This window comes from Sutcliffiella halmapala (genome assembly GCF_050107295.1).
Lineage (GTDB): Bacteria > Bacillota > Bacilli > Bacillales > Bacillaceae_I > Sutcliffiella_A > Sutcliffiella_A halmapala_A.
The window spans coordinates 22,894-44,019 of sequence record NZ_JBNIKR010000002.1 but is presented as its reverse complement, the minus strand read 5'-3'; the positions used below and the strand labels follow the sequence as shown (position 1 = coordinate 44,019).

General features: G+C 37.1%; 14 protein-coding genes and 5 pseudogenes. 8 read left to right on the top strand and 11 right to left on the bottom strand.

Annotated elements, in window-relative coordinates; translation table 11 throughout:
* Positions 1 to 139: 139 nt before the first annotated feature.
* The 4 genes and pseudogenes from ACQCT5_RS03825 to ACQCT5_RS03810 form a co-directional block, all read right to left on the bottom strand.
* Positions 140 to 343, bottom strand: a complete 204-nt coding sequence (locus ACQCT5_RS03825) for a hypothetical protein (RefSeq protein ID WP_499639189.1) — start codon at positions 341 to 343, stop codon at positions 140 to 142.
* A gap of 474 nt (positions 344 to 817) precedes the next feature.
* Positions 818 to 2,076, bottom strand: a pseudogene (locus ACQCT5_RS03820) (FtsW/RodA/SpoVE family cell cycle protein).
* A 68-nt stretch (positions 2,077 to 2,144) separates the two neighbouring features.
* Positions 2,145 to 2,579: a PadR family transcriptional regulator gene (locus ACQCT5_RS03815; RefSeq protein ID WP_499639187.1), complete on the bottom strand. Its 435-nt coding sequence runs from the start codon at positions 2,577 to 2,579 to the stop codon at positions 2,145 to 2,147.
* A 3-nt stretch (positions 2,580 to 2,582) separates the two neighbouring features.
* Positions 2,583 to 3,095 (bottom strand): sigma-70 family RNA polymerase sigma factor, encoded by a 513-nt coding sequence (locus ACQCT5_RS03810; protein WP_499639964.1) that lies wholly within the window; start codon positions 3,093 to 3,095, stop codon positions 2,583 to 2,585.
* A 551-nt stretch (positions 3,096 to 3,646) separates the two neighbouring features.
* Between ACQCT5_RS03810 and ACQCT5_RS03805 the strand changes: the two genes are divergently transcribed.
* Positions 3,647 to 4,117, top strand: a complete 471-nt coding sequence (locus tag ACQCT5_RS03805; protein ID WP_499639186.1) for a DinB family protein — start codon at positions 3,647 to 3,649, stop codon at positions 4,115 to 4,117.
* Between the two features lie 261 nt (positions 4,118 to 4,378).
* Here ACQCT5_RS03805 and ACQCT5_RS03800 read toward each other — a convergent pair.
* Positions 4,379 to 4,891, bottom strand: a pseudogene (locus ACQCT5_RS03800) (NADPH-dependent FMN reductase).
* 149 nt (positions 4,892 to 5,040) lie between these two features.
* Here ACQCT5_RS03800 and ACQCT5_RS03795 point away from each other — a divergent pair.
* Positions 5,041 to 5,633 (top strand): annotated as a pseudogene (locus ACQCT5_RS03795) (IS6 family transposase); the annotation flags it as partial.
* A gap of 434 nt (positions 5,634 to 6,067) precedes the next feature.
* Here the strand turns inward: ACQCT5_RS03795 and ACQCT5_RS03790 are convergent.
* The 5 genes and pseudogenes from ACQCT5_RS03790 to ACQCT5_RS03770 all read right to left on the bottom strand — a co-directional run bounded on the left by ACQCT5_RS03790 (position 6,068) and on the right by ACQCT5_RS03770 (position 14,302).
* Positions 6,068 to 8,365, bottom strand: a complete 2,298-nt coding sequence (locus tag ACQCT5_RS03790; protein WP_499639184.1) for a beta-glucosidase — start codon at positions 8,363 to 8,365, stop codon at positions 6,068 to 6,070.
* 217 nt (positions 8,366 to 8,582) lie between these two features.
* On the bottom strand, positions 8,583 to 10,121 hold the full coding sequence (locus tag ACQCT5_RS03785) for a sulfatase family protein (RefSeq protein WP_499639182.1): 1,539 nt from the start codon (positions 10,119 to 10,121) through the stop codon (positions 8,583 to 8,585).
* Between the two features lie 35 nt (positions 10,122 to 10,156).
* Positions 10,157 to 11,095: pseudogene (locus ACQCT5_RS03780) on the bottom strand (formylglycine-generating enzyme family protein); the annotation flags it as partial.
* 101 nt (positions 11,096 to 11,196) lie between these two features.
* Complete coding sequence (locus ACQCT5_RS03775) at positions 11,197 to 12,543, bottom strand: glycoside-pentoside-hexuronide (GPH):cation symporter (protein WP_499639180.1); 1,347 nt, start codon at positions 12,541 to 12,543, stop codon at positions 11,197 to 11,199.
* 103 nt (positions 12,544 to 12,646) lie between these two features.
* Entirely contained in the window at positions 12,647 to 14,302 is a 1,656-nt protein-coding gene (locus tag ACQCT5_RS03770; RefSeq protein WP_499639178.1) for an FAD-binding dehydrogenase, read from the bottom strand.
* 225 nt (positions 14,303 to 14,527) lie between these two features.
* On the opposite strand from ACQCT5_RS03770, the gene ACQCT5_RS03765 reads away from it, so the two are divergent.
* The 4 genes and pseudogenes from ACQCT5_RS03765 (at position 14,528) to ACQCT5_RS03750 (ending at position 19,575) form a co-directional block, all read left to right on the top strand.
* Positions 14,528 to 15,769, top strand: a complete 1,242-nt coding sequence (locus ACQCT5_RS03765; protein WP_499639176.1) for a helix-turn-helix domain-containing protein — start codon at positions 14,528 to 14,530, stop codon at positions 15,767 to 15,769.
* Between the two features lie 555 nt (positions 15,770 to 16,324).
* The gene (locus ACQCT5_RS03760) at positions 16,325 to 17,182 is read left to right on the top strand and encodes a PhzF family phenazine biosynthesis protein (protein WP_499639175.1); all 858 of its coding nucleotides are present in this window, start codon (positions 16,325 to 16,327) and stop codon (positions 17,180 to 17,182) included.
* 424 nt (positions 17,183 to 17,606) lie between these two features.
* Complete coding sequence (locus ACQCT5_RS03755; RefSeq protein ID WP_499639174.1) at positions 17,607 to 17,867, top strand: hypothetical protein; 261 nt, start codon at positions 17,607 to 17,609, stop codon at positions 17,865 to 17,867.
* Between the two features lie 530 nt (positions 17,868 to 18,397).
* Positions 18,398 to 19,575, top strand: a pseudogene (locus ACQCT5_RS03750) (IS110 family RNA-guided transposase).
* Between the two features lie 178 nt (positions 19,576 to 19,753).
* Here ACQCT5_RS03750 and ACQCT5_RS03745 read toward each other — a convergent pair.
* Positions 19,754 to 20,173, bottom strand: coding sequence for an Lrp/AsnC family transcriptional regulator (locus tag ACQCT5_RS03745; protein WP_426893806.1), 420 nt, complete (start codon positions 20,171 to 20,173; stop codon positions 19,754 to 19,756).
* Positions 20,174 to 20,320: 147 nt separating this feature from the next.
* Here ACQCT5_RS03745 and ACQCT5_RS03740 point away from each other — a divergent pair, with 147 nt between their 5' ends.
* The gene (locus tag ACQCT5_RS03740; RefSeq protein ID WP_426893807.1) at positions 20,321 to 20,518 is read left to right on the top strand and encodes a DUF1272 domain-containing protein; all 198 of its coding nucleotides are present in this window, start codon (positions 20,321 to 20,323) and stop codon (positions 20,516 to 20,518) included.
* Positions 20,519 to 20,530: 12 nt separating this feature from the next.
* Positions 20,531 to 21,073: a cysteine hydrolase family protein gene (locus ACQCT5_RS03735; protein ID WP_499639171.1), complete on the top strand. Its 543-nt coding sequence runs from the start codon at positions 20,531 to 20,533 to the stop codon at positions 21,071 to 21,073.
* Positions 21,074 to 21,126 lie beyond the last annotated feature (53 nt).

The window sequence follows — 21,126 nt, the reverse complement described above, 5'->3', positions numbered from 1 at the left end:
GTACAATTATTTATTCAAAAAAATGGCACTTTAAATAAAAGGGCACTATCCCTTTTATTCAAGGATAGTTTTCGATACTTGAGTAACTCATTTCTAGTTTTAATAAACACTCTTATAGGCAATGAATGAGTCAATAAATTTAAAGGGAATACGGGTAATTAAGTGACGTTAGATAGTTCTTAACTAGTTTTTCAGCTTCTTTTTCCGAACTTACTCCAAAATCAGATGTCATAGTACGAGTTATAGCAAGTAAATGATTATACTTTAGCCCTGCCTGTAGGAATCGATCTACAACATATGCTACCGTTTCATCAATTTCTTTTTCCATTAACATTCTATTCATTTGATATTTTTTCCTCCTACTATACTAGTACAAAAATAAACAAGATAAGATTTAATATAAGGTATATAAGGTGGGAATTTTGTATATCAGTGTCGATGTCGAACAGTTTTTTGGTTATTATGTTAACTGTTATTTCTCTCGCTGTTCTTCACTTAGTTTTAAGGTCTATATTTATAAACAAAAAAGAAATAATATTTAATATTATAACGTTAAATATTACTTCTTTATATACTATAGATTATAGCCTTTCTAAAAAATAGTGCAGTCCTTTACTTCGGAAATGCGCCCTTAACAGAAGACTCGATATCAAGATAATCTATTGTCCTCTTTTATGGAATAACTAAATTTGCCCTCATTAATAAAACTAATTATTTCTCCCTTTACCAAAGCACCGGTACTTCAATAAGGGAAAGGCCACAGCTGTTAATTAGCTATCTCACCTTTTATCAACATTTAGATTTTTGACTTTTAATTTTAATATCTATTCTTATAGAATATCGTGGGTTCTACAATATCCTTTCTTCGATAAACATTTAAAATCAGTCCTAAAACAGCAGCGTAAATGAGAATCGTACTTCCTCCATAACTAATAAACGGTAGGGAAACTCCCATTATCGGCACGATTCCAAAGCCCATCAAGATGTTCCAGGTAGTAGGAACGGCAAATAATGTAGCACCACCGATTACTATCAATCTCCCATAAAGGTCCTTTGTTTTAAAAGCATTTTTTGAGATTCTTGAAATAAATATCAGTAGGATCAAACAAAGGACTATTCCGAATGCCCAACCAAGAGAATAGACGAGGAAGGGGAAAGCAAAGTCTGTATGCGTTTCTGGTAGCAATTGAAAATTCAAATCGTTGTAAAGTCCGTTACCGAACCAGCCTGCTTCTGCAAGGACATTCCTCACCGTAATATAAAGATATCCGGCTCCATTGGGTCGGCATCTGGGTTTATAAAAGCAAATAATTTAGTAAACAAATAGCTTTGGTGCGAGGTCATGATGAATATAATCATGAAAAGGATCGCAGCTTCTATATTTGTTACGATAAGATTGATAGCTAACTTCTTATGGACTCGAGCACAAGCAAACATCCCAAGCAAACAGAAAAAGTAAATAATACTATTCATAAAGTTGGGCACCATCATGTAGAGCAAGATGGGAGTCCAAAATAAAACCAAAAGGAAACCTTGTTTTTTCCAAATATGAAACTCATTAATTTTTTTAAAAATACCAGCCCAAGCAAGAAAAAATAAAAATAAGCTGATCATGGTTCCATCGACCGTAAAACCTGAAAGGGAAATCCACTTTTTTACTCCGCTAGTTGTATTTCCAAACAGATGTAGATATAAATGGACCAACAGACCGCTAGCATAAAAGTACATCCACCAGTTCTTTAATTTTTGGTAATCAAAGAAAAGGAATCCAATGATTACAGGAACAGCAAGGGTGTACCAAAAAGCCTGTCGCCCCACAAAATAGGTACTAGATAATGAAATTTCAGGAACTCCACCGACTAACGGAAAAAAACCAATACCAGCAATTATAACAAACAAAACAATAAGGACCCAATCCATTTTTGGCTTATGAAGAGGATTTAAATTCTCTCCAATGGTATATGGATTTCCCATTTCTTGAATTGCCTTTTCATCTGCATCCTCTTTAGAAAATCCTCTATTTTTGTAAGATTGGCTTAACTCTTGTAGATGATTAGTAAGCTCTTTTTTTATCATCTTGTGGGCTTCCCTAGATTTCACTTTGGAAGTTACTTTACTTAAAAATTCTTCAAATTTGAGAGAACTCATAAGGATGCCTCCTCTATTAAGTGTTTAAGGGATAAATCTTGTTTTGAGTTATCTTGATTATAAGTAGCTAAGTATTTTTTTCCTTTAGAATTTAAGGAATAATATTTCTTTTTATTTAACCAATTTGAAGTAAGAATTTCTTTATTTTCTAGTAGATGTAGAAGTGTATAAAGCTGCCCTTCATTTTTTTGGAAGGTAAGTTCTTTTTTTTGTAAAAGTTGAATGGAAATATTGTAGCCATCCTTTGATTCATGCTGAATACACTCTAATATGGCTATAATGGTTTTTATCTCCCAAGAATGAAATTGTTGTTGAGATTGATTCATATGAATGGCTTCTTTCACAGCACTTTTTCTTTCATTTGAAAAAGAAAAATCCTTAAAAATTGATTTTTTCATCGAATTCTTCAGGTTAATAAATGGATCATTCAACTCCTAAACCTCCTTTATCATCTTGTCTCTTAATAGTTCTTTCGCACGCTTTAATCTGGTTTTTATTGTATTTATATTAACTGTAGTAATCTTACTTATTTCTGCTAAAGAAAGTTCTTCATAATAATGCAGAAATACTACTTCTCTGTACTTTAGAGGAAAATTCATGACAGCATTAGTTAAGATGTCTTCTTCACTATTCTTGATAATTTCTTCTTCAACCTGTTTTGATTTCGAAGGTAAATAATCCGAAATTTTGTCGCTGAGCATTATTTTTCGGTAATGCCAGCTTCTTAAATAATCCTTACAATGATTGCTAGCAATACGATATACCCAAGTTTTTATTGTTGCCTGCTGATTAAACTGATTTAACTTTTCATAACACTTTATAAATATCTCTTGGGTTAAATATTCTGCTGTGGCTCGGTTTTTAACATATGTATATACGAGATGCAGGATATCATCGCTATATTCATGCATTAATTGATCAATGATCTGCTCTCTCATGTCCAGCATACTTTCGTCTGTCACCACCAATTGTTTTAGTCCATTCAATTAGTTATACCCTCTCACAGATTTTAGACGAAGCTAACCTTCATCTGGTTTGAAAAAATAAAAGATTTTTATGCAGCTATAATCTAGAGTATAAATAAAAAGGAACAACCTCTTATCAAATTGTTCCAGAATGTTGTAGGTAGGTTAGATGGCTTATAAGACTACTTATTCGACTAATGATTCCTTATTTCTCAGAAGGAACTGCAATTACAACAGCTCCTAAATTCAGAATTGCTTATCGTTGTAAATCTGAATTTTCCGTTGCCAAATAGTTTAAGTGTAAACCTTCATAATATCTACTTTGTGCATAAAATTGTTATTAAACAATCTGGCCCTATAGATAAAGATTGAGCAAAATTCTTTACTGGAGAATTGCACCCAATTCTAGAATAAGCTCTGCATTTTATCTTCGAAACGGGGGATAAATTAATTGAAAATTATTCCTAATAATATTTGGCACGAACGTTCATTCGTGTATAATTGAGTTATGCCTACTAAGAGGAGGAAATCTTATGAACTCAATTGATTTAATTCTTTTAAACTTTGATGAAGTTAGAAGAAGAAGCATAAAAATCTGGACATCTATTCCTGAAGAGATGCTCCAATGGAAGCCGGATGATGAAGCAATGAATTGCCAAGAAATGATTAGGCACGTACTTGAAAGTGAACATTATTACCACCTAGCAATTAAAAATAGAGGGAGTTTACCCGTTTTCGATTCCCCCTTCGAAAATCGGCCTTTCACTTCTGTAACTTCTGAATTGGAATTTGCAGAACCTTATCGAAATCAGTTTATAGATACAATCAAGTCATTTTCTGAAGAAGATCTAGAAAATATAAAAATAGATCGCTCGGATTCAGGGTACATAAGGGACTTAGGTGATATGCTGCTACGAGTTGCTTATCATGAATCTGTTCATTCTGGTCAGTTATTGGATTACTTAAGAACAGCAGGGATTCCAAGGATCCGTATCTGGGATTAAAACATTTCATCAGTGCTATCACAATAGTGATGCACTTTTTTATTCCATAGCCCCTCCACTATCTCCTACATTTTATAAATTTTTAAATTTCTATATTATCTTCCCTTTGCATAAAGAAAGAGCGTAATTCCTATTCTGGAATTGCGCCCGATTGTTGAAGATCACTAACGATTTTCAAAGCCTAATAATTATTATTGTGGGATTTAACGGATATAACTTAATTTTCTATTTACCTATATTTGTAGTGGTGTTTACCGGTTTTTAATGCACTGCTCTAGTTTGCTCTAACATTGCATTTACATTATCAAGGTGTAATTCAGCTGGTTTAAAGGTGCGAAAATTTTCAAAATCTGTAAATAATGATAATGTTGGGTGTACACGAACGTCCGCTACTAATAATTCTCCTAAGATTCCACGCAAGTGTTCAGCTGCACGAGCTCCACCTGTTTAACCATAGCTTACGATACCTGCTGCCTTGTTGTTCCATTCATTGCGTGCTGAATCAAGTGCATTCTTTAATGCTCCTGTGATACTGTGATTGTATTCCTGAACTATAAAGACAAATCCATCTAAGCTTGAAATTTTTTCTGACCAAGCTTTTAATCCTGGTTCATGACCAGTTCCTTCTCCTAAAAATGGTAGTTTAAAATCTGCAATATCTACAATTTCATAATTTGCATCTCTCCGGTTGTCAGCAATCTCCTTGACCCAATCACCAACTTGCGGGCTTAAACGCCCTTGACGCGTGCTTGCTAAGATACTTCCGATTTTCATTTTATTTATTGTTTTTCCCTCCTCATTCTTTGATCGTAAATAATTTATTTCTTAAATTAGAATTTAGAATTATTAACAGATTCCACCAATCTGTAGTATCCACCTTCTGCTTCTTCAATTAAATGCTTTATCTTGTTTAGGTGTCCCGTGAAGAACGTGGCTTGTCGATGGCTCACACAACGATTATGCGTTGGGTTCATCAATATGGATCTGAATTAGACCAAAGAGTACGGCATCATCTTAAGCCAACGAATGATTCCTGGAGAGTCGATGAAACGTATATCAAAGTAAAAGGTCAATGGATGTATCTGTATCGTGCAGTGGATTCCAAAGGAAACACGATTGATTTTTATCTCAGTAAAACAAGAGATAAAGAGGCTGCAAAGCGCTTCTTCAAGAAAGCTTTGAGTTCTATTCATGTTTCTAAGCCTCGTGTCATGACAGTCGATAAAAATCCGGCTTATCCTATAGCAATTGAACAATTAAATAGGAGAAAAGTATACCAGACAGTATGCAACTTAGACCACAGAAGTACTTGAATAATATAGTGGAGCAAGATCATCGCTTTATTAAGAAGCGAGTCCGTTCTATGCTAGGATTAAAAACGTTTCGAACAGCCAAACAGATCATCTGTGGAGTGGAAGTGATGCATATGCTGAAAAAAGGACAGCTTCAACAAGGGGTGAAGTCTGTCCAAAGCGAGATTGAATTCATAAATAAATTATTAGGGGTAGTATCATAATTCACAGATGAAAAGGATATTTAGGCCCTATGTTCCTATCAAATCATATTGCACCAGAACCTCCACGACGATTAACCGTCTGAACAGAAGGGCTACATTACTTGTTTTCCTTCATTCTTTCATATTTTTCGACTTCTTCTCTTAAGCTTTCTATCTAATATATTCTATCTGCAGAACAAGAGCTCGAACATTTCGCGTTATTTTTATTATTTACCTCAGCTTCATCTAAGAAGAGCTCATCGACTGATTGACATTCTCTCAAAAAAGCAAAGCTTATTGTTCAATAAATGGTTTTTCCAAGAACTTTGAAACTCCCATCTGAAGTTAGAGTACTGATAAGTTAACTACTAAACATACAGGATAATCCAAAGATAAAACATGCCTTTATTGCAAACCAAACATAGAAAAAATTTAATAATTCATCCTTAATACAATTACTCATTCAATTTGTGCAACAAGTTGTCCAGATCTGCTTCTGTAAATGGAATAGGCTGAAATGAAATAAGCAACCTTAGCGGCATATCATTTAAAAATTGTGTCTGGCTTTTAGACTCCCCCTGAAAACTGAATTTTTCTGCAATACTCTCTATCAATGGTTTTATGTTTTCAGTACGTACCGGGTCTGACATACAATCAAAAAGGGTAGAATTTCTTGTAAATCTCTTTTTAATCACTGTAGTTGATTTGACATAAATAATTTCATTTAGAACAATTTCTTTTGAAGATTTTCCAACTAGAATTTCAAATTCTCCACTTTTCACACACCAGTCCTTAATATCGGAATTGTAATAGGCAAAAGCTCTTTTATTCAGTACGAACTCTACAGTTTTTTCTTCTCCCGGATCAAGCTCTACCTTATCAAAACCCTTTAGCTCTTTATATGGCCTAATCACACTACTTTCAACATCTCTTACATATAACTGAACAATTTCTTTTCCTGTTACCGTACCCGTATTCTTTACTTTAACCTTTACAGTTACTGAATCATTATCGTACATTTCCTTCTTATCAATTGAAATTCCGGTATAATCAAAACTTGTATAGCTCAATCCAAAACCAAACGGGAACAATGGTTCAATTTCCATGGCATCATAATATCTGTAACCGATGAATAATCCTTCTCTGTACTCCACCCTTTTCTCATTTCCAGGAAAGTTCAAATAAGACGGATTGTCACTGATTTTCTTAGGGAAAGTTTCTGCAGTCTTTCCACATGGGTTAGCTATACCAAATAGAAGGTCTGCAATAGCACCGCCGGCAGCTTGCCCTCCTAAATAAGCCTCAAGGACACCTTTCACATCGTCTAGCCACGGCATCTCAATTGGTGAGCCATTACTAAGCACTACTACAGTATTTTTCTGCACTTCTGCCACTGCTTCGATCAGTTTTCTCTGCCCTTCGGGAATTCTGATATGTTTCCTGTCAGATCCTTCTGACTCATAAGCTTCAGGCAATCCAGCAAATACAATGGCTACATCCGCCTTCTTAGCAGTTACTTTTGCTTCTTCTATCAGTTTCATATCCGGTTGGTCGCTGGACGACTTTAACGCATGCTTGGAGTACCTGCCCGTCGATTCGTCTTTCCTGTAACCTTCTGCATAGACAACCTTCATTTCCTGACCCGCAAGCTTTTCAATCTCTCTTAATGGAATGTCTATTTTTGTCGGAATAATATAAGAGCTTCCTCCCCCTTGAAACCTGGGTTCTTCTGCAAATGCACCTATTACTGCAAGTGTTCCTTCCTTTTTTAATGGCAGTAAGTTGTCTTCATTTTTCAGCAGGACCATACTTTCACTCGCAATTTCCCTTGCCAGCTTATGATGTTCCTCCATGTCACAGACGACCATTTCCTTCTTACTGTCCACTGACTTAAATATAACCTTCAGCAGTCTTTCTACTGCTTTATTAAGGACATCTTCTGAGAGTGTTCCATTTTTTACAGCAGCGATAATCTTTTTGTCCCCTTCGAAGATACCGGGAGGCATTTCCAGGTCCAGCCCTGCAGCCAGCCCTTCGACCCTTTCATTTACAGCCCCCCAATCTGAAACCACAATACCTTCATGACCCCATTCCTCTTTTAAAATATCAGTCAAAAGGTATTTATTTTCCGAACAATAGTAACCATTTAGCTGGTTATATGCACACATTACGGTCCATGGTTGTGCCTCCTTTACCGCTCCTTCAAAACTTGCCAGATAAATTTCCCTAAGTGTCCTTTCATCCACTTCAACATTAGTAAGAAAGCGATTATATTCCTGGTTATTTGCCGCAAAATGCTTCAGGGATGCTCCTACTCCTTGGCTTTGTAATCCTTTAATATAATTAGCTGCCATATTGGCAGACAAATATGGATCCTCAGAAAAGTACTCAAAGTTCCGTCCGCATAATGGCGAACGTTTCAAGTTGGTTCCTGTACCAAGAAGTATTGCGATATCCTCTGCCTGACACTCTACACCTAATGCATTTCCCATTTTCTCAATCAATTGACGATCCCAAGAAGAAGCCGTATTGACAGCTGGAGGGAAACATGTGGCCGGCTTACTGCTGTTCAATCCCAAATGGTCTGCAGTGCCTTCCTGTTTCCTTAGTCCATGCGGTCCGTCCGACAACGTAATAGACGGTATTCCCAGTCTCTCGACAGCTTTTGTATGCCAATAGTCAAATCCTGAACACATTCCTGCTTTTTCTTCTAAAGTCATCTGGGAAATCATTGATTTAATATCTCTGTTCATATATAGTACTCCTGTATCATAGAATTAAAAAGTGATAGTTTTATCACGATTTGTGGATATTGTTTATCAAGTTTAACAAACCTAGCAATATAATTTGGATTGGAAGATAAATCACGCATAAATACAAAATAAGGCGGAGTCAGTTTGCACCGCTTCCGCTCCACTAGTCCTCTGTTCTTACACCAGATTTTCATTCTCCATATTCAATCTTATCTTTTCATGTCCTATTTAATATCCGGTAGCTTGGTCTAAAATGCTCAAACGATTTTTGGGCAAAATTTTCTGGTTTTGATTCTTCAAATGCTCGCGGATGCCTTTTCATCAACTCTGAAATTGCCCAGCCGCGCCCTGTTTCCTCTAATCGTTTTATATAACTCTTTAAGTGCTCTGATTGAGCATGATATGGTCCTCCCTCCTTGATGACAGTCCACAGCGGATCTACATCAAACGGCATCGTTTTCATCATCTCATCATGCCATTGATTGAGATAATAGACTGCCTCCTTACAAACACTTGGTTTTTCCATTGCTAAGTTATGTTGTTCATACGGATCGTTCTGAAGATTAAATAACATTTCCTCATCAAATAAATGGAATCCGTCATGATACGTCCGAATGTATAGCCAGTTTTCAAAACGAACACTCCGTTGACACACATGAGCACATTGGGAAATAACTAAAAAGTCTCTTCCGTTCTCTTGCCCGCTTGTTAACACTGAGGCATAGCTTGTACCATCCCAGCTTTGTTTCGGATCTTTTCCAAGTAGTTCAGCCAGAGTTGGCAAAAGATCAAGATGATAGTGTAATCCGTGATCGACATGTCCCTGTTTTATACCTGGCCAACGGATAATCATCGGAATTCGGCATGTTGCATTGTCTGCGGTTCCATGTTCAGCATATATTCCTAGCTCTCCTAAGTTTTCTCCATGGTCTGCTGAAATAATAACGACAAGGTCATCCATAACGCCTTGTGCTTCAAGAGCTTTGAAAATATGTCCTATGTTTTCATCCATATGTCGAACACCGCAATCATATCCATCAATCACTTGACGTAAATCGTCCAAATCCGAAATCTCTCCTGGATAACGAGGGAACTGAGGATTTGTTGTATTATCATACATATTCAAATCTTGAGCACTATGAGGACCGACCTTTTGCCTGTGCTGCATAAGGACTTCCTCCGTAATCCACTCTGGCAGAGGTTCGTTTTCAAATGGGTTCTCGAAACTCTCTGGCGTTCGGTAAGGTGTATGTGGATCCCAATAATTCACATATAACATCCAGTTATCCTCTTTGGCGTTATCCTCTACCCACTTTAAAATAGTCGGTGTCACTTCATCCGCTGATTCAAAACCGACTTTTCCTGTGTTATGCACTTCATTGAATCCCGCATAAAAAGTCCAAGCGGAGTGCCTTTCTGGGAAAGGACTTACAAGTGTTGTTTTTAATCCAACTGAACGCAAGAAAGCCGGAAGGCTTTCATATGTTAAAGTGTCTCGGAACAAACGGCTAGGTCCTTCGATACGTACATCTGCAGCTGTTCCCCCATGACCCACTGCCCCTGTATGAATTCCGAAACGTCCGGTCATCAACGCCGTCCGGGATGGGAAACAAGGAGCATCTGAAGTATAGTAATTCGTAAATAAAACTCCTTCATCCGCAATTTTGTCAATATTAGGAGAGGTATTCCGGTTATACCCGTAACATCCCAAATGGTCTGGTCGTAATGAATCTAAATCTAAAATAAGCATTCTCATACTTAAACATCCTCTCTTCATAAACTTTCGTTGTATTATGCGTCAGCTGCACATCGAAAGCCAATATTTCCTGTTGAACTATTTGGAGTATTGGAACTGTGGGCAGCAACTCGATAACGATTGCAATACGATTTGTGACAAAGATAAGAGCCGCCGCGTGTAACTTTTGCTTTACCACTGGATGGCCCCTTTGGATTGTCACATGAAGTATCCTGATAGAAAGTTGGGCTGAACCAATCCGAGCACCACTCCCATACATTCCCCGACACATTGTATAATCCATATCCATTAGGAGGAAAAGACTTGGCTGGAGCCGTACCCAGGTATCCGTCTGCTCCTTTGTTTTTTTCAGGAAACGTACCCTGCCAGATATTACACATATGTTTACCTCCTGGCTGGAGCCGATCTCCCCAAGGATATCTCTTTTGAACTAGTCCCCCGCGGGCAGCATATTCCCATTCCGCCTCAGTCGGCAAGCGTTTACCTGCCCACTGACAGTAGACAAGCGCGTCATTCCAGGACACATGAACAACCGGGTGATCCATTCGATCTGCAATGCTGGAACTGGGTCCTTCCGGTTCCTTCCAATAAGCTCCTTTAACAACCCACCACCATTTGGCGTTATGCACAACTTCCGTCACGGTCTTCGCAACTTCTTCTGAAACAAAACTGGAAAATACAAACGACCACCCGTATAGTTCAGCCTCTGTCTTGTATCCTGTATCTGTAACAAATTCCAAGAACTCAGAATTGGTTACAGTACAAGGATCGATATAAAACGGATTCACCTTCACTTTTCGAACAGGCCCCTCACAGTCTGTAGGAAATCCTTCATTACTATTAGTCCCCATCAAAAATTCCCCGCCGGAAAGGTAAATCATCCCTTTCGACACAGATTTGTCACGCATTGCCATTCCATCCTGTTGTTGTGTAAGTGTGGTCCCGAGTGACTGTGGTCTGCTTGCACAACAACACGGAGTTTTTTTTCATGAGACATTCATTTCACCTTCCTTTTACGGTTGGCGGCAAAATATACCCAAATTTGCCTGCCATGATTTATCTCGATTTTATATAATTAAACAACAGCATTATGTTTCTCTTTTAGGACTTCCATTATTTTTGCTTCTTCCTTCTCTAATCGATAGAACAGGAATAGAATGATGCTAAGAATACAACTAATAAATGGAAGCCAAATAAAATTAAATTCAATGGCTAATAATGCTGAGAAGCTTTGCTGTTGGTTTGCTACATAGCCTCCTGCTGACATGATCCATGCTGCAATCGCTCCCCCAAGCCCCATTCCAAGTTTAACCCCAAAGGTGGAAGAAGCCATTAATAATCCTGGCGCTCTCACACCAGATTTCCACTCCCCATAATCTACCGTGTCGGCAATCATGGCAAATTTCAATCCAACGGCTAATCCTAATCCTGAAATACTTACCACTCTTCCTAAAATAAGAAGAGGGATTGAAGCTGCTTCTGCTCCGATATACATCACAACCTGACCGATGCTGGTAATAATAAATCCTAAAATCATCGAATTTTGCTTCCCTATTTTTTTTGCAAGAATTGGGGCTACGATAGTCCCAACAACCATCAAAATAGTTAATCCATTTATAAGAGGAATCAAATCTCCTCGGTTAAGATTGTAAGTAAAAAAATAGATGGTCGATTGGAGAGACGAGATGATAGCAATAAAAAGGAGCACGTTTGAAACCAACAAGAGCCACCAAGGAAGATTTCCTTTTAATGCCTTGACTCCTTCTTTAAAAGGAATGGGCTTATTTCCATTTGCTTGGACACGTTCTCTTGTATTCGCAAACGTAATAAAAAATAAAACAACGCTAACAAAAGCAAACAAAATCATCGTATAGAGGAAGCCATCTTGCTGGTTCCCTTGTCCAAAAAACGCGACTAGTGGTAATACAGCTACATTTACGATAAATGTGCCAACTTTTCCCCCAATCCCTCTGAACGCATTCACAACGGTTCTTTCTTGTGAACTGCTTGTTATACTTGGCAATAATGACGATAAAGGTATATTAATAGCTGAATACATTATCCCCAATATGATATACGTTACATAGGCATAGATAAGCTTACCTGACTCACTTAAATCTGGTATTGTAAATGTTAACACTGCCACAACCCCAAACGGTATGGCTAGCCAAAGGAAATAAGGTCTTGACTTCCCCCATTTTGTACTTGTTCGATCAATTAACACACCGATAATGGGTGCGTCGAAAGCATCGATTACTCTTGCGACTAGAAATAAAGTTCCGACCGCTGCCGCGCTTATACCTGATACATCTGTATAGAAGAACATGAGATATGTTGTTATCATTGTAAAAACAAGATTGGAAGCCGTATCACCTAAACCATAGCTAATTCTTTCTTTCAATGAAACTTGCTTATCATTCATAATTTAATCCCCCCTCTTTCATCATGCATCCCAATTACATTCCTATTAAATCCACCTTGAAACCCTTTACATTTTTCTGCCATTGTTTAAAATAAATAAACGCTTATCTTAAATCTAAAGCTATAGAGCGACCTGCTACACGTCCTGTAAAAAGACATCCGCCAACAAATGTACCTTCAAGCGCTCGATATCCATGTATACCGCCTCCGCCAAAACCAGAGGCTTCTCCAGCTGAATAAAGACCAGGAAACACTTCCCCTGCCGAATTAAGCACTCGTCCAGACATATCGGTTTGCAATCCGCCCAAGGTTTTTCGGCTGACAATATTTAGTCGAACCGCAATAAGTGGGCCATTTCGGGGATCAAGCATTTTATGAGGAGGGGTAACTCTGATTAATTTATCGCCAATGTAGTTACGTGCTCCGCGGATCGCAGTTATTTGAAGGTCCTTCGTGAATTTATTATTTATTTCACGATCCCGTGCTTGTATTAGACGTTCTATATCTGCCAGGTTCAATAAGTTTTCACCTGTCAATTTGTTCATACCCGCTACAAGATCAGGCAAATTATCCGCAATGATAAAGTCTTCCCCTTTGTCCATAAATGCCCGTACAGGACTCGGGGCCCCTGGTAATGCTCTACCCAAAACTTTCCGAATACTTTTACCCGTTAGATCAGGATTTTGTTCCGATCCAGACAATGCGAATTCTTTTTCAATGATTTTTTGAGTTAAGATAAACCAAGAATAATCGTATCCTGACTTTTGGATTGCCTCTAATGTACCTAATGTGTCAAACCCTGGGAAATTAGGGATAGGAAACCTCTTCCCTTTTGCATCCAGCCAAATTGATGAAGGTCCTGGCAATATCCTAATCCCATGATTTCCCCATACAGGGTTCCAATTTTTTATTCCTTCGGTGTAGTGCCACATCCGATCCCGATTCACAATTCGCCCCCCTGCTTCTTCAGTAATGGCGAGCATCCGTCCATCCACATGTGCGGGTACGCCTGAAATCATTCGTTTCGGAGGCTGCCCAAGCCTGCTAGGCCAATTTTTGCGGATCATATCATGGTTTGCCCCTATACCACCGCTGGATACCAGTACAGCTTGCCCCCGAAATTCGAAGTCTCCTATCACTTCTCTATTGCTATCTTCCCCACGTAGAGCAGAACTTGGCGCAAGAACAGAGCCTCTTACACCAACAATTGCACCATTACTATTGATAAGATTGTCTACACGATGACGGGGACGGTATTCGACCAATCCATTTCTTATGTGCTCCCGGACTCTCCGATCGAATGGAGCGACAATGCCGGGACCTGTCCCCCAAACAATATGGAATCGAGGAACGGAGTTGCCATGTCCTTCAGCCAGATACCCGCCTCTTTCTGCCCATCCTACTACAGGAAAAAAGCGAACCCCCAAGTTGTATAACCACTCTCGTTTCTCACCAGCAGCAAAGTCTACATATGCCTCCGCCCATTTTTGCCCCCAATAATCTTCATCTTCGTCCCTGTCAAAACCAGCTGCTCCCAGCCAATCTTGCCAAGCCAATTCTTTAGAGTCTTTAATTCCCATTCTACGCTGCTCTGGCGAATCAACTAAAAACAATCCACCAAAAGACCACCATGCTTGTCCTCCCAATGAGGTTTCAGGTTCTTGATCTAATAGCAAAACCTTTTTACCAGCATCTGCAATTTCAGCTGTTGCTACTAGACCAGCAAGCCCCGCCCCAACTACGATCACATCATAATCCATAATACGTCCCCCACTCTGTCCTTTCGTTATCTAAATAGTATTTATTTTCAAATTATAATTATGGTATAATTTATAGAAGTTTAGTGTTATTTATTGATTTGCAAAAAAAATGTATTCGTATTCATTTTCCTGATGTCGGGTTGATGAAAAACATTATTAAATCTATTAAAGAAGTCGACTTATATCGGACGACAAAATCTATTTCAACGTTGAGAGGTCAATAATATGAATATTTCTTCCAAATTTGTTAATATTGAATACATCAGTAATCTGATATTCCAGGTTTCCAGCATGTGTGTATTTTACTTAGACACAAACGGAGATGTCGTGCATAAATTTACATCAGGCTATGTTACTAATCCTTTTTATTCTTCTCGAAAGGAACAATTAAGTGAGCTATATCAAAAGGATGACCCTCATGATTTTCCAATTTTCAGATCATCTAACTATCAGGAAAATTTTATTTCTATTTGTGTTAAAGAAGAAGATAACCCTCAGGGAACAATTATCATTGGGCCATCTATTTACTCAGAACTATCGGAGGAAAGAATCGATGGGGTTATGAACGATTTTGATTTGTTCAGAAATAAGAAAGAGGAGATCACTCGCTATTACCAATCATTACCAATCATTAATAAAGAAAAGTTAATGAATATTGGTATACTGATTTACTATACACTCTATAATAAGAAATTAGACATTAATCATATACGTAAAAAAAACAGCCAGTTAGAAAATACTTCTACCCAAGTTAAGAATATCGATTTAATTATTTCAAAGCGACTCCAAAATATCACATCTCGTCAGGATCCTAAAATGGTTAATAAGTTACTTCAAAATGTAAAAGAAGGCCGCAAAGAGGAAGTAATCAAGTATTTGGAGTCACTCCCCCCAGAAAAGTTTGGCGTTTTATCAAAAACCAGTCATATAAGAAGCCAAAAAAATTTATTAATTGCGGGTATTACCCTTGCTACCAGAGCTGCTGTTGAAGGAGGCCTTCATCCAGAAGTTGCTTATACCCTAAGTGATTTATACATTCAAAAACTTGAAACTTTGAATAACATAAAAGCAATTGAACGATTAAGAGACGAGGCTTTTTGTTCTTTTGTAGAACGGGTGTACAAAGTCAAGGATCAAAAATACTCAAAGTCTATCACGTTCTGTCAACACTATATTTTTAATCATCTTTACGAAAAAATTACTCTATCGCTACTCTCTAACCTTGTAGATATGAACCCAAGTTATTTGTCTGTATTATTTAAAAAAGAAGTTGGCATCTCTTTAAGTGAATATATCCAACAGGCAAAAATTGAAGAGGCAAGGAATTTATTAACTTTAACGAACTATTCCTTGTCTGATATCTGTTCATTGCTACATTTTAATGACCAAAGTTATTTCACCAAGATTTTTAAAAAGTTTACAGGAGTTACTCCAAAACACTTTCGAAATAAGCACACTGTTTCGTAGTACGTTTAGCAATTAGTTCGCTAGACCATACAAGTGAGTAAAAGATTTATTCAATAGCAATGTAGTGTTTTCTTTTAAAAGGTTCATATTAAACCTATTAATTTAACCCCAAGTGATTTTTGCGTTTTATAAGACTCACAAAAAATGAAAAAATATTCATTCTTTCTTCCATAAACATGCCTTTTATCTTAATCAGCCTTTATCCATTAAATGGCCCTTTAACGGAACAACTTATTGTCACTCAACAGTTCCTTAATCGATCTTTTAATTCATATGTTCTTTTCCTTTTTACTATAAAAACACCCCTTTAGATAATCTAAAGGGGTAAAACGGTGCAACTTTTTTATAAACGGTACGACTTTATTTCAATTCCACATTCTGATTATCATTCTTTTTTTCTGACTTTTTATTTCCAAAAAGTTTGCTTAACAACTCCATTTTGACATCTCCTTTTTAACTTAACACAGTATCATTATACTTGATGTCTATGTGTGAATTCTTCAACTAGTGCTTTCTATGCTACAATTTACTATAAGTGAGGAAGGAAGGTGTCTTATGAAAATATCCGTTTATGTTGCAAGTGCATTTAGCAAGGATCATAAAGGCGGAAATAAAGCAGGAGTGGTATTTATTGAGAATACATTGACCACTACTCAGAAAATGGCAATAGCCAAACAACTGGGCTATGCGGAAACCGCATTTATATCAGAATCTGAAATTGCTGTTTATAAATTTGAGTATTTTACACCAAAAGAAGAAGTTGATTTATGTGGTCATGCCACAATTGGCTCTTTCGCGATACTGATGCATTTAAATAAACTTTTCAGGAATCGCTATACGATTGAAACGAACAGCGGTGTTCTTACTATTACCATAAAAGATGACATCATATTCATGGAACAAAACAAACCGATATTCTATGATGTTGTATCTCCAAACGAGTTCATCGACTGTTTTGACATTAAAGCTATAGACAATAAATACCCAATTCAAATTGTCTCCACGGGCTTAAAAGATATTTTAATTCCTATAAAAAGCGAAACACGATTACATGCACTGCAACCTAATTTTGAAAAAATTAAAGAAATCAGCAAGTATTATAATGTTGTCGGGATGCATCTATATACTTTTAATGACAATCGAATTATATGCAGAAATTTTGCTCCACTATACGACATCAATGAAGAAGCAGCGACTGGAACTTCAAACGGTGCATTAGCTTGCTACCTTTATGAACAGCACTATTTGCAAAAAGAAGTCTATGTATTTGAACAAGGTTATTCTTTACACTCGCCTTCCGAAATATTAGTTAAATTAGCAACCAATAGCAAGAATGAAATAGAAAAAGTTTATGTTGGCGGCAAAGGCTATTACTGTGAAACTAAGTGTTTAAATGTAGAAAATATTGAGTGAAAATAAAAAAACACCGAATAAAAAGGTTGAGAAAATAATTTCTCAACCTATGTACAGCTCCTTTTTTATAATTTTTTATACCATATATTTTTTAATTTTTTGACTAACAAACTGATACTCTTGATTCCTTTGGTTCCGTTCTAATTCAATTTCTAATCTTTCATTGATGTTTTGGGGGTATTAAAAAATATTAACTTGATGGGCATGTGTCTGTACCCCATAAAGCCGATTGAACTGATTTTTCAAACACCTGATTGAATGGAACAATATCTTGTACCTTTTGGTACTTTTTATATTTCGTCATATATTTTTTTTAGATATCTTTGAAGCATCGTAACATTTTTATAAACATCGCATCTTTTTTATAAACATCGTGACTTTATTTTAAATCCACATCTTAATTTTAAGAAGGTGGTAAAAAACCATGACATTAAACCCTCGCTTTAAAATTTCTATCCAGTTTGAAGAAGGACAAGAAGATTCGGTAGTAATAATGAAACAAGAGTTTAAAAATCGTTTAATTAAAGGCTCTTGTGACTATTTTGCAATCATTGAAGAAGAAAAAGAAAACATAGTCATTAGCTTCATCCCAAGTCGATATGCTATTCAAAAGGAGTTCCTGGAAAGCTTTGAAAAGAATGTATTAGAACCAGCCAGAAATGCAGCTAGATTAAAACAGGCATAAGCCTGTTTTTTATTGCACATTTTTAGTCAGTAGTGTAGCTTTGGAATAAAGTTTGAGCAAAAATACCTCGCAAATCCTTATTTTACGATAAATAAGAAGAATCCATTTTGAAAAAAAGATTGATCAAAAAGGATTCTTCTTTAGCAGATTTAAGTTTGGTTTTTATAAAAAAGTTTGATCATTTTCTACCTGTGTTGCTCAACAATCGCGCCCGATCGTATTATAAGGTCATCCAGATTGATTATTTATCTGGTTGGCCTATTTTTTATAGGTTATTCTTTAGGTAGTCGGGGTAGGACGTTCGCGCCCTTGGGACTAATTGATCCCGTCCGTTATACTGTCCACTCCCTACTTGTAGAAACATGTTTGAGGCTGGTTGGGGCTTGGACCACGCATAACAAGCGAAGCTATGATACTACAAGATAGACAGGGGCTACCGACAAATCTAATAATTGGAGATGTGATAGACTATGGATCCAGTGATTGGCCTGGATGTCGCAAAAGGAGAAAGCCAAGTGTAAAATCGGTTCGTGGTAATGACCTGTAGATTCAAAAATGATGACAGGTTCAGCGTCAGCGTGCCGTTCTACCTCTTTGTAAAATACATAAAAATCTCGCAGTCCATTAGTATCATGTTTAAACTTAAAGGTCTTTCCGAAGGGGTGCTTTCTTGCCAGGAAAGCTTGAAGTATCTTGAGGAGAGAAGGATTACTTACTACTTAGTTAATCCCGTTGTTTCTTACGAAACGAAAAAAGTAGCCTCCGAAAAGTAAAGTCAGACCCAGCTGATGCGAAACATTTGTGTGAACTGTACTACAAAGAAGACTTAGTAGCCTTTCACAGAAAAAGTGTTCAAACGATGAACTTGAGAAATTTGTGTAGACAACACGATTCATTAACACGTAATTATGTTCAACTTAAACTACAATTTCAAACTATTCTTGATCAAGTGTTCCCTGAATATAAAGGGGTTTTTAGTAATTTATATTCGCCTATATCATTAAAGACTTTACTCATTTACCCTACTTCAGATGACGTATTGAAGATAAGGACTGATGAAATAGCTAAGGAGATGCATAGTCTAGGAGGTAGAAGATCATTTGGTTGGTTTTGCGAAAAGGCTTTGAAGTTAAAAGAGGCAGCAGAACGGAACCCATTTAAGAAAACACTGTATCAAAGCCATTTAGTTACTCTAAAAATGTATATTCAAATGCTTCTTCAACAACGAGAGTTTCTCAACGTACTTGAGCAGGAGATTGATCAATTAGCATTACATTTTGAGGAGTATGAGATTCTTCGGTCCATCCCAGGGGTGGGGTCTAAAATTGCAGCTACTCTTATCTCAGAAATAGGTGAAGTCACACAATTTAGTCACCCGAAAAAGCTCGTAGCCTATGCAGGGATTGACCCTCGGATTTACCAATCAGGGAAGTTTACAGCATCTATCAATCGCATCACCAAGAGAGGATCTACAAAGCTACGTCAAACACTATATACAGCTGTTCAGTGTGGGTTAACGAATAACCGAAATGCGAAACTCCGAGAGTATTATGACAAAAAAAGAAGTGAGGGCAAGCCTCACAAAGTAGCCATCATAGCTTGCGCCAACAAGCTATTGCATTGGATTTATGCCATCTTAAAACATAAGCAAAAGTACACAGCATATTCCTATACAAATAATCACATCAATTACAAAAATTTCAAATAAAATTATTGAAGTTTCTTTGTCATGCATGATTTTATTATAACATCTTTAATCTAGTATTATTACTTAAAAAGTGTTGACTTATATTAGCTGGTATAATGGAATAAAAAGAAAAAGCTGAACACCTGCTGCCCAATCTTCAACTCTTGCCCCCTTAAATGCAATGAAAAATGTAAATGTTCTAAATGATTTTCCCACTAATAGGTGAAGAGAGGTTCATCATGGTATACGGTTCTCCGTACTCCATAGATGAATCAATAAACTCCTCTAACAATACATTATTTTCGGTTACCACCTTAACCATATAACTGTATTCGCCAGTCAATCTGTGACATTCTACAACGTGTGGGTGTTCTTTGCAAAATTCTCTGAAGGCTTTACACCGATGCGTTTTCACTAATATAAATGCTTTGACAGGTTTGTTAACTCTTTCAGGATTGATAATTGCTTTGTATCCCACTATAACTCCTTGCTCTTCCAGCTTCCTTACCCTCTCTGTGACTGCTGGAACTGAAAGAGCAATTTCTTTTCCCAATTCAGTCATCGATATCCTACCATTGACTTGTAATATATCCAATATATGCCTATTAATTTTTTCCACAATTCTCCACCTTCACTTTTAATGTGAGCACCAATCATTTCCTTAACTATTTAAGAATAACAGTAAAAATCCCTGAAAAATAGTATTTCAACAGGGTCTTTTTTTCAATAAGATTATGGTAAGTCAATTAGAGAAAGGGGATTTGTTATGGGATTAGAAATGAAATCAAGATGTGAAAAGTGTGCAAAGGACGTGCAAGAGGTAGCTTACATTTGTGTTCACGAATGTACGTTTTGTTATACATGTACTAATGAAATGTCTAACACTTGCCCAAATTGTCATGGAGAACTCGTCAGAAGGCCAAAACATGCTGCGTCCTGTCCATTAAGTCAGCGAATTCTGTAAAGGAGGAAGGCAATGAAAAGTGCACTGCTTATTGTAGATGTTCAAGAGGCGTTTAATCATCCTAAATGGGGGGAGAGAAATAACCCAGATGCAGAGGAAAATATCAAATTACTATTAAATGAATGGAGGCACAGGGATGCTGAAGTCATTTTTATTAAGCATATTTCAAAGAATCGCAACTCCGGTTTCCACCCAACCCATAAAGGATCAGCTATCAAAGAAATTGTGAAACCTCTCGAAAAGGAAATAGTGATAACTAAAGAGGTTAACAGTGCTTTTATCGGCACCTCACTCGAAAACTATTTACATGACAGAGAGATTGAAGAAGTGGTGATTACAGGCTTAACTACTCCCCACTGTATCTCAACAACCACCAGGATGAGCGGAAATCTAGGATTTAACACTTACCTTATAGAAGATGCTACGGCCGCATTTGGCATTAATTATAAGGGTACTTACATAGATGCCCAAACCATCCATAACATTTCTCTTGCTACCCTTCACAATGAATTTGCCGTAGTCTTAACAACGAATGAGCTTCTTGAACGATTGTGAAAAATCCCCTTAAGAAGTCTGTTGCATTTTTTCTCTTATTTCGCTATCTTCTG